Origin of the sequence: Bacteroides sp. CAG:633 (genome assembly GCF_000435115.1) — a bacterium.
GTDB classification, from domain to species: Bacteria; Bacteroidota; Bacteroidia; order Bacteroidales; family Bacteroidaceae; genus Bacteroides; species Bacteroides ndongoniae.
Genome location: NZ_FR883129.1, coordinates 1 through 8,573 on the forward strand (window position 1 = coordinate 1; position 8,573 = coordinate 8,573).

Below are 8,573 nucleotides of genomic sequence, written 5' to 3' on the forward strand. Positions count from 1 at the left end.
ACCACCTCCCCCTTCGGGTACTCCTCCTTCGGGAAGGAGGAGAGTTTCAGATACTTTTATTTTGGCACACCCTCTCAAGATTTTATACTGAGCCCAAATACTTTCTTAATAGATTCCCGTTTATTCCCTAACTATGAGAAGAGCATTCTCATAACTGTGAGAAGAGTTTTCTCATGCCTATGAGAATGGCTTTCTCACAACTATGAGAAACAGATAAGACAAAAGGGAAAATATTGCTAAGAAGCACTGTGTCAGGAAAACATAAAGAACAGAAACTGTACACCTCTATTTAGGGCACGTGTAATAGCCTTTGCCCTGAGTCTTCGAGCCGTAGGCAATGGCATGCGTGGGGCAATAATGGTAACAAGCCAGGCAGTTGAGGCACCGACCGTTCCAGACGGGCATGTGTTTGCCCTCACGAAGGGGATGTACAGCCGTCAGCGTAATGTTGCCCACGGGACAGACTTCCGCGCAACGGCCGCAACCAATGCAGGCGTCTGCGTCGGCACGGAACGCCTTGTCCGACGTCATGAAGCGGGCGAACAGCGGATAAATTACGTTGGTTTTCAGTCCCGGCAACCTACCTCTCCAGGTAAAATCGCCCCGCACTCCCGCCTTGATTTGTTCTGCTACCTGCCGGACGGCGGCTGGAGCAGCATCCAGTTTGCGGTCGCGCACTTCTGCCTTGTCTACATCGAAGCCAGGAAAGAGGACGTACGTATTGGGCATGAAGACTGTGAAGCCGGCATCAGCCCGTAGCCCTGCCCGACTCACCGTTTCACTCCACATGCGGTACAGGCGGCCTGCATCGTCGCCACAGGTTGCCAGCAGGCCGACGTAGTTTCGCCCGGGCACATAGCCCTGCACGTCCATAGACGCCAGCACGCCCGCCAGATACTTGGGAAATCCCCACGAATGTACGGGGAAGACGAAGAGCAGCGGTTCGCCCTCGGCCAACGTCACCGTCAGCCGTTCTGCTCCCGGCCTCATGTACAGGCCCATATCCATCACCGGCTGACCGCCCAACTCCCGGGCCAGCATAGCCGCCACATAGCGGCTGTTTCCTGTTGCAGAAAAATAGAGTATCATAACGTTTCTATAACAACGACATGCCCCGTTCGTTCATCCGCGGGACTTCTGCCGACAAAAATAAGGATTAATTCTTGTAGAAACATATCCGACAAGTTTTAATCCATCTGAATACTTGAACATTTCATTTATTATCGATTACTTTGTAGCCTGAACAATCCTATTTACTACCATTTTTTAACAGAACCCACAATGAAAAAACTGAAAGGAAACCTGTTGATTTTACTTTTAAGTTTAGCCTGCTTCACAAGCCTGTCGGCACAAACCGATGCTGAACGGAAATTCATGGCTTCCGTTGACTCACTGAACACACAGTTTATCAACGCATATACCGGGAAGGACTATCCGGCTGCCGAAGCCCTCTGCCAAAAGGTTATTGACCTCTACGACGCACATGCGTCGCAACTGGCCGAAGGCTATGCTTACGTCAAATACTCCTATTACTATAACATGGCCAGCGTCCAGGCAATACAGGGGAAAAAGCAAGAAGCCGTCAGCAACCTGCTCAAATCCCTGAACAGCAATAAGATGGAAGTCAGCTACAACAGGGTAGTCAATGATGAGGACCTGAAAGACATTCTGGACGCACCTGAACTACAGCCCGCCCTGCAGCGACTGAAAGAGACCACCGATTACCTCTATATCCTGCAAAATGCGCCGGAATACACCCGCACGCAGCCGGCCGACAGCCTGCCCCGAATTGTCTATGCGCAGGCCGACGAACCCGACTTGAAGCGCGTCCGTAACTATTTCCGGCTGGACAGCGTGGCCGTGGCAGGCGACGAACTGGCCACCATCAAACGTATCCTGACCTATATCCACGACAAGATACGCCACGACGGCGGGAACGGCAATCCGACAGGTGGAAACAACTCCATCAACTTTGCCGAGGCCTGCAAGGACGGCAGCCGGGGCCTGAACTGCCGCGGACTGGCCACGGTGCTGAACGAATGCTACCTATCGATGGGTATTCCGTCGCGCGTCATCACCTGCATGCCGAAGACGTACATCAGCGACTGCCATGTCATCAACGCCGTTTATTCGTCCACCCTCGGCAAGTGGCTTTGGATAGACCCCACGAACAACGCTTGGGTGACCGACGAACAGGGCAACCTGCTGAGCGTGCAGGAAGTGCGTGCACGCCTCAGAAGTGGGCAGCCCGTCCGGGTGAACGAAGAGGCCAACTGGAACAATGAAAAGAAGACCACGACAGAAGACTATCTGTACGAATACATGGCCAAGAACCTGTTCTATCTGGAAAGCTGGACACGCTACGGGTTCAATACGGAAAGCGACTATGAGAATCTCATCAACTACATCTTCCTGCAACCCACCGGCTGCGACAGCAGTCAACGGAATTCGAGGAACCTGTCCGTCAACGACGACCAGTACTTCTGGCAGGCTCCCCGATAAAAAGAAGGCTCAAGTGCTTATCGCTACAAAGCCTTCAGCGCAGCCTCGTAGTCAGGCTCGTCGGAAATCACCTTGACCAGCTGCGTGTAGCGCACCTTACCGTCCTCGCCTATCACAACGACTGCACGTGCCATCAGCCCCTCCAGCGGACCGTCGGCCAGGCGAAGGCCATAGCCTTCTACAAAATCATGGCTGCGGAACAACGAGAGCGGCACTACGTTTTCCAGCCCCTCGGTGGTGCAGAAGCGTGACTGTGCAAAGGGCAAGTCCATCGACAGGCAGAGCACCACGGTGTTCTCCAGTTCCGAAGCGCGGGCGTTGAACTGACGGACGGACATGGCACACGTCGGCGTGTCAAGGCTGGGGAAGATATTCAGTATCACACGTTTCCCGCGATAAGACGACAGGCTGATTTCCTCCAGCGCAGCATTCACCGCCCGAAAGTCGGGTGCCTCCTGACCTACTTCCACCATCGGCCCACAGGTATGAGCCTCGAACCCACGACAAATCACAATTTCTCTTTTTTCTCCCTCCGGATTTCCATTTCTAACTCCGGCTGTAGTATCAACTGGCGTTGAAGCCAATGTAAAAGCTGTTCCCATACTTACGATAAATTGAAAGATATTCATAAAATAGTTTTTTCCTTTATCAACAATCTCACCCGCCATTTGGTTGCATGCCACAAAGGAAATACCTACATTTGCAAAAATAAAAAGCAAGAAACCGGTTCGCCCGTACCCGAAAAAGGGACAACGGAACGTAGTTGAAACTTCCTCGCCCGAGAGGCCGATATACGACACTTGTACGGCTCGCGAGAGACACTTGCACGGCTCGCGAGTAACACTTGCACGGCTCACGAGCCATACAAGCATAGTAGAAAAGCCCCTCCTGCCCCCTCCATACCATCCCTACAGCTTCCACCAACCCAAAGAAAGGACGTTAACAAATTGTTTACCAATCAAATACGTCCCATCAAGAAAGAATCGGGAAACGTAACCGGAAAACAGGAAAAATGAACATTTAAAAAACATCAGAAAGAACTATGGGAGCAGGAAAATGGATTGGCGGCATCATTGGCTTTATGGCCGGAGGACCGCTGGGCGCACTGGCAGGATTTGCAGTAGGGTCGTTGTTCGACCTCGACCGCCCCGCCGCACAAGGCAGTTACTACGGTGACGAATATCAGACAGCCAACGACACATACCAAGGACAGCGCAACAGCTTTCTCTTCTCCATGCTTGTCATGGCGTCGTACATCATCAAGGCCGACGGTCGCATCATGCACAGCGAAATGGAGTACGTACGCAACTTTCTGCGCACCAATTTCGGCGAAGCAGCCGTTAGCGAAGGACAGCAGATTCTGCTGAACCTCTTCGAACAGCGCAAACGTATGGACAGTCAGGACCCGATGGCTTTCAAGAATACGATACACGACTGCGGACAGCAGATAGCCGCCAACCTGAGCTATGAAGAACGGTTGCAACTGCTCGCCTTCCTGGCCAACATTGCTAAAAGTGACGGCCACGTCTGCACGGCAGAGTTAGAGGCGCTGAAGGAAGTAGCCATTTACATGGGACTGTCGGCGAAAGAAGTGGAGTCGATGCTCAACATGGGCGGCACTTCGCTGGAAGAAGCCTATAAAGTGCTCGAAATCGATCCATCGGCCTCCAACGACGAAGTACGCGCCGCTTATCGCCGCCTTGCCCTGAAGCACCACCCCGACCGCGTAGCTACGCTGGGCGAAGACATCAAGAAGGCAGCCGAAGAGAAATTCCAAAGTATAAACAATGCCAAGGAACTGATTTACAAGGCCCGAGGCATGAAATAAACAACACCCTTAAAAGCAATCGCCATGAACGGAAGAATCACGTCACCCCGCATCACCGAGTTACAGCCCGGTGAAATATTCGTTTTCGGAAGCAACCTCGAAGGCCACCACGGCGGAGGTGCCGCACTGCTGGCCTGGAAAAAGTGGGGAGCCATCTGGGGTCAGGGCGCCGGCCTGCAAGGACAGACCTACGGCATCCCGACCATGCACGGAGGCCCCGACCGCATCAAGCCCTATGTGGACGAATTTATCAGCTTCGCCCGCCAACACCCCGAACTGACATTTCTCGTCACCGAAGTAGGTTGCGGCATTGCCGGATTCCGTCCTGCCGAAATAGCTCCGCTGTTCCGCGATGCTGTCGATGTGGAAAACATACACTTGCCACAGCGGTTTTGGGAGGTGCTACAACCTGCCGCACAGTAATCCGCAAACGAACACTCATTTTATACGATAACCCTTTAGCAAATACAACCCTATGCAATACCTACTGACCCGCCCCGACAGCCTGAACGCCACCATACAGCTGCCTGCTTCGAAAAGCATCAGCAACCGTGCCCTTATCCTGCACGCCCTCTCGGGCGGCACGACACTGCCCGCCAACCTGAGCGACTGCGACGACACGCGCGTCATGGTTCGTGCCCTCAACGGACATCCCCAACACATCGACATCATGGCTGCCGGAACTGCCATGCGCTTCCTCACCGCTTACCTCAGTGTGACGCCCGGCACACGCGTCATCACCGGCACCGAGCGTATGCAGCAACGTCCCATCCGCATCCTGGTGGACGCCCTGCGCACACTGGGAGCACAAATTGACTACATCGGCAACGAAGGATTTCCGCCCCTGCGCATCACCGGCACCCGCCTGCAAGGACACGAAATCGAACTGGCTGGAAACGTCAGCTCGCAATACATATCGGCCTTACTGATGATAGGTCCCGTGCTGCCCCGCGGACTGGAGTTGCACCTGACGGGCGACATCATCTCGCGCCCTTACATCAACCTGACCCTACAACTGATGCACAGCTTCGGCGCCAATGCCCAATGGACCGCCCCCGACCGCATCAAGGTAGAGCCGGGCAGTTACCAAGACGTCCCCTTCACGGTAGAAAGCGACTGGAGCGCTGCTTCCTACTGGTACGAAATGCTGGCCCTTTGGAGCAGCAACACCGACGACACTACTGCCGCCCCCTGCATCGAACTGCCCGGCCTGCTGCCGCACAGCCATCAGGGCGACAGTCGCGGAGCCGAAGTCTTTGCCCGACTGGGCATCCACACCGAATACACGACACAGGGCGTACGCCTGACCCGTACCTCCACCTGTGCCGACCGCCTCGACGAAGACATGACCGACATCCCCGACCTGGCACAAACCTTCGTCGTGACCTGCTGTCTGAAAGGTATCCCCTTCCGTTTCACAGGTCTGCAAACCCTGAAAATCAAAGAAACCGACCGCATCTGCGCCCTCATCACCGAGTTGCGCAAACTGGGTTACGTAGTACGCTCCGAGCAAGACAGCATCCTGACGTGGGACGGCGAACGCTGCCCCGCCTCCGACGTTCCCGCCATTGACACCTACGAAGACCATCGCATGGCCATGGCCTTCGCCCCTGCCTGCCTGGTGCGTCCCGACATCCGCATCAACCATCCGCAGGTAGTGTCCAAGTCGTACCCCAACTACTGGAAAGACCTGCAAGTGGCAGGTTTCCGCATCACCGAAGGCACAGAAAGCTGAAAAGGACAGTGTGTTTCCGCTTTTTTAAGGCTGTCATGCCTCTTCATGCCCAAAATCTGTGTATCTTTGCGACACTCTATATATTAAATAAGGTATGTGGATACTGATTGTTAGTCTGATAGTTCTGGCCGTGGTAGCAGCCGTAGCCGGAGTAATACGCAACCGCCGCCTGCGCCGTCAGGTAGAAAGCGGAGAACTCGAAGCCATGCCCGAAGTGGTTGAAGTGGACAGCGAATGCTGCGGGCAGCACGAAGTCTGCGAGAAAGAAAGCCTGCTGGCAGCTGTCAGCCGGAAAATAGAATACTACGACGACGAAGAACTGGATAAATACGCCGGCGTGGCACCTGACTCGTATACCCCTCAGCAGGAAGACGAATTCCGCGACATCTTCTACACCATGCAGGACGAAGACGTGGCTGGCTGGGTACGCAGCCTGCAACTGCGCGGCATTGCCTTGCCGGACAACCTGAAGGATGAAGTGTTCCTCGTTGTCGGCGAACTGAGAGCCAACCCGCACAAAAAGTAAAGAGTTAAAAGGAGGCAAATGGAATAAGAAGGAGCCGCAAGCCAATACAGACCTTCACCATTAACCATTTACCATTCATCATATACCATTAATGAACATGGATCTGTTGCAATATACCTTTTTCCAACATGCCCTCATCGGCAGCCTGCTGGCAAGTATCGTCTGCGGCATGGTGGGCACATACATCGTCACCCGTCGGCTGGTGTTCATCAGCGGTGGTCTGACCCATGCTTCGTTCGGAGGCATCGGACTGGGACTGTACACCGGCATCCCGCCCATCCTTTCCGCCGCCCTGTTTGCAGTACTGTCGGCCTTCGGTGTCGAATGGCTCAGCAAACGGAAAGACATGCGCGAAGACTCGGCCATCGCCGTCTTCTGGACGTTGGGCATGGCGCTAGGCATCATGTTCACTTTCCTTTCGCCCGGTTTTGCGCCCGACCTCTCGGCCTATCTGTTTGGCAACATCCTCACCATCACGCTGGCTGATATTGCCCTGTTGGCAGCACTGGCTGCGGTGCTCACCCTTTTCTTTACACTCTACCTGCGGCCCATTGTCTACGTAGCCTTCGACCGCGAGTTTGCCCGTTCGCAAGGTATCCCCGTGCAACTGTTCGAATATGCGATGATGATGTTCATAGCCCTGTCCATCGTGGCCTGCCTGCGCATGGTAGGCATTGTGCTCGTCATCTCGCTGCTCACCATTCCGCAGATGACGGCCAATCTTTTTTCCTACCGCTTTCACCAGATTATCTGGCTGTCCATCGGTATAGGCTACCTCAGCTGCCTGGGCGGACTGCTGATTTCGTTCTACCTCAACGTGCCTTCGGGAGCCTCCATCATCTTCTTTTCCATCATTATCTATGCGCTTTGCAAGGCTGGAAAGAGTTTTTGGCTATATTTGCGGAAGAAAAGCCCAGCCGCCGTTCCGCAGGAAAGGAAATAATACCCCCGACGTCAGGAGCAAGTACGATACGGTTGGGAAACAAACATCATTCAATTAAAACATATCAGATATGGAAATAACAATTCAGTCATTAGACCAGATTCACGAAGCCGCCCGCCAGTTCATCGAAGCCATGGGCGACAATACCGTCTTTGCCCTCTACGGGAAAATGGGAGCAGGAAAAACCACTTTCATCAAAGCCATCTGCGAAGAACTGGGAGTATCGGACGTCATCACATCGCCCACCTTTGCCATTGTCAACGAGTATCGTTCCGACATTGCCGGTGAACTGATCTACCATTTCGACTTCTATCGCATCAAGAAACTCGAAGAGGTATACGACATGGGATACGAAGACTACTTCTACAGCGGTGCGCTCTGCTTCATCGAATGGCCCGAACTCATCGAAGAGTTGCTGCCCGGCAACACCATCAAAGTCACCATCGAAGAGGTAGAAAACGGTGCCCGTAAAGTGACCATGGAAGAACTCGGATAAAACCGCGCACCATGAGTCAATACATCATACAAGGCATTTTTGCGGCCGCCGGAGTTACAGCTCTGCTGGCTGCTCTTTTCAATTGGGACTGGTTCTTCACGGCGCGCAACACGCAGTTCATCGTCAACAACGTCGGACGCCGACAGGCACGCTGGTTCTACGGAGTATTGGGCCTCATCCTGATAGGTACTGCCGTATTCTTCTACCTGAACACGCCTGCGGTCTGACCAACCGGTTGAGGATGTTCCTCTTTACCGATACGGTTCCCGTCCCTGAAATCCCCCGTTTTTTCCCCAGTTAGAGAAAAAAAATTCCCCAGTTAGAAAAAAAATTTTTCCCAGTTAGGAAAAAAAACTTTCCTAACTGGGAAAAAATATGCCCTTTTCGCCGCGTCGTCCCGACAGGGCTACATCGAGGATATATAAAATAAAAAAAGTCTGGTGTGCTTTCGCACGTCAGACTTTCAATTCTCTCTTAAGGTTGCGCTAAAATTATTCAGCTACAACTGCTGCGCTATCTTGAGCAGTAGTGTCAGCGGCTGCT

The 8,573-nt window shown here is 53.4% G+C and carries 10 protein-coding genes; 8 read left to right on the forward strand and 2 right to left on the reverse strand.

Translation table 11 applies throughout. From position 1 onward, the window contains the following. Positions 1–285: 285 nt before the first annotated feature. Positions 286–1,089 carry an EFR1 family ferrodoxin gene (locus QVP67_RS12605; RefSeq protein WP_022163921.1) on the reverse strand — a complete coding sequence of 268 codons (804 nt, stop codon included), beginning with the start codon at positions 1,087–1,089 and terminating at the stop codon, positions 286–288. A 192-nt stretch (positions 1,090–1,281) separates the two neighbouring features. Between QVP67_RS12605 and QVP67_RS12610 the strand changes: the two genes are divergently transcribed. Then, positions 1,282–2,502: a transglutaminase-like domain-containing protein gene (locus QVP67_RS12610; protein WP_022163922.1), complete on the forward strand. Its 1,221-nt coding sequence runs from the start codon at positions 1,282–1,284 to the stop codon at positions 2,500–2,502. A gap of 23 nt (positions 2,503–2,525) precedes the next feature. On the opposite strand, the gene tpx is transcribed toward QVP67_RS12610, so the two are convergent. After that, positions 2,526–3,131 (reverse strand): thiol peroxidase, encoded by a 606-nt coding sequence (gene tpx, locus QVP67_RS12615; RefSeq protein WP_022163923.1) that lies wholly within the window; start codon positions 3,129–3,131, stop codon positions 2,526–2,528. 413 nt (positions 3,132–3,544) lie between these two features. Here tpx and QVP67_RS12620 point away from each other — a divergent pair, with 413 nt between their 5' ends. From QVP67_RS12620 to QVP67_RS12650, 7 genes are all read left to right on the forward strand, one after another. After that, positions 3,545–4,330 (forward strand): TerB family tellurite resistance protein, encoded by a 786-nt coding sequence (locus tag QVP67_RS12620; protein WP_022163924.1) that lies wholly within the window; start codon positions 3,545–3,547, stop codon positions 4,328–4,330. A 24-nt stretch (positions 4,331–4,354) separates the two neighbouring features. Continuing rightward, positions 4,355–4,753, forward strand: a complete 399-nt coding sequence (locus QVP67_RS12625; protein ID WP_022163925.1) for an A1S_2505 family phage non-structural protein — start codon at positions 4,355–4,357, stop codon at positions 4,751–4,753. 52 nt (positions 4,754–4,805) lie between these two features. Next, entirely contained in the window at positions 4,806–6,065 is a 1,260-nt protein-coding gene (locus tag QVP67_RS12630) for a 3-phosphoshikimate 1-carboxyvinyltransferase (RefSeq protein WP_022163926.1), read from the forward strand. 94 nt (positions 6,066–6,159) lie between these two features. Then, positions 6,160–6,591 (forward strand): hypothetical protein, encoded by a 432-nt coding sequence (locus QVP67_RS12635; protein ID WP_022163927.1) that lies wholly within the window; start codon positions 6,160–6,162, stop codon positions 6,589–6,591. A 97-nt stretch (positions 6,592–6,688) separates the two neighbouring features. After that, entirely contained in the window at positions 6,689–7,534 is an 846-nt protein-coding gene (locus QVP67_RS12640) for a metal ABC transporter permease (protein WP_022163928.1), read from the forward strand. Positions 7,535–7,604: 70 nt separating this feature from the next. Continuing rightward, the gene (gene tsaE / locus QVP67_RS12645) at positions 7,605–8,030 is read left to right on the forward strand and encodes a tRNA (adenosine(37)-N6)-threonylcarbamoyltransferase complex ATPase subunit type 1 TsaE (protein ID WP_022163929.1); all 426 of its coding nucleotides are present in this window, start codon (positions 7,605–7,607) and stop codon (positions 8,028–8,030) included. Positions 8,031–8,041: 11 nt separating this feature from the next. After that, entirely contained in the window at positions 8,042–8,257 is a 216-nt protein-coding gene (locus tag QVP67_RS12650) for an immunity 17 family protein (protein ID WP_022163930.1), read from the forward strand. Positions 8,258–8,573 lie beyond the last annotated feature (316 nt).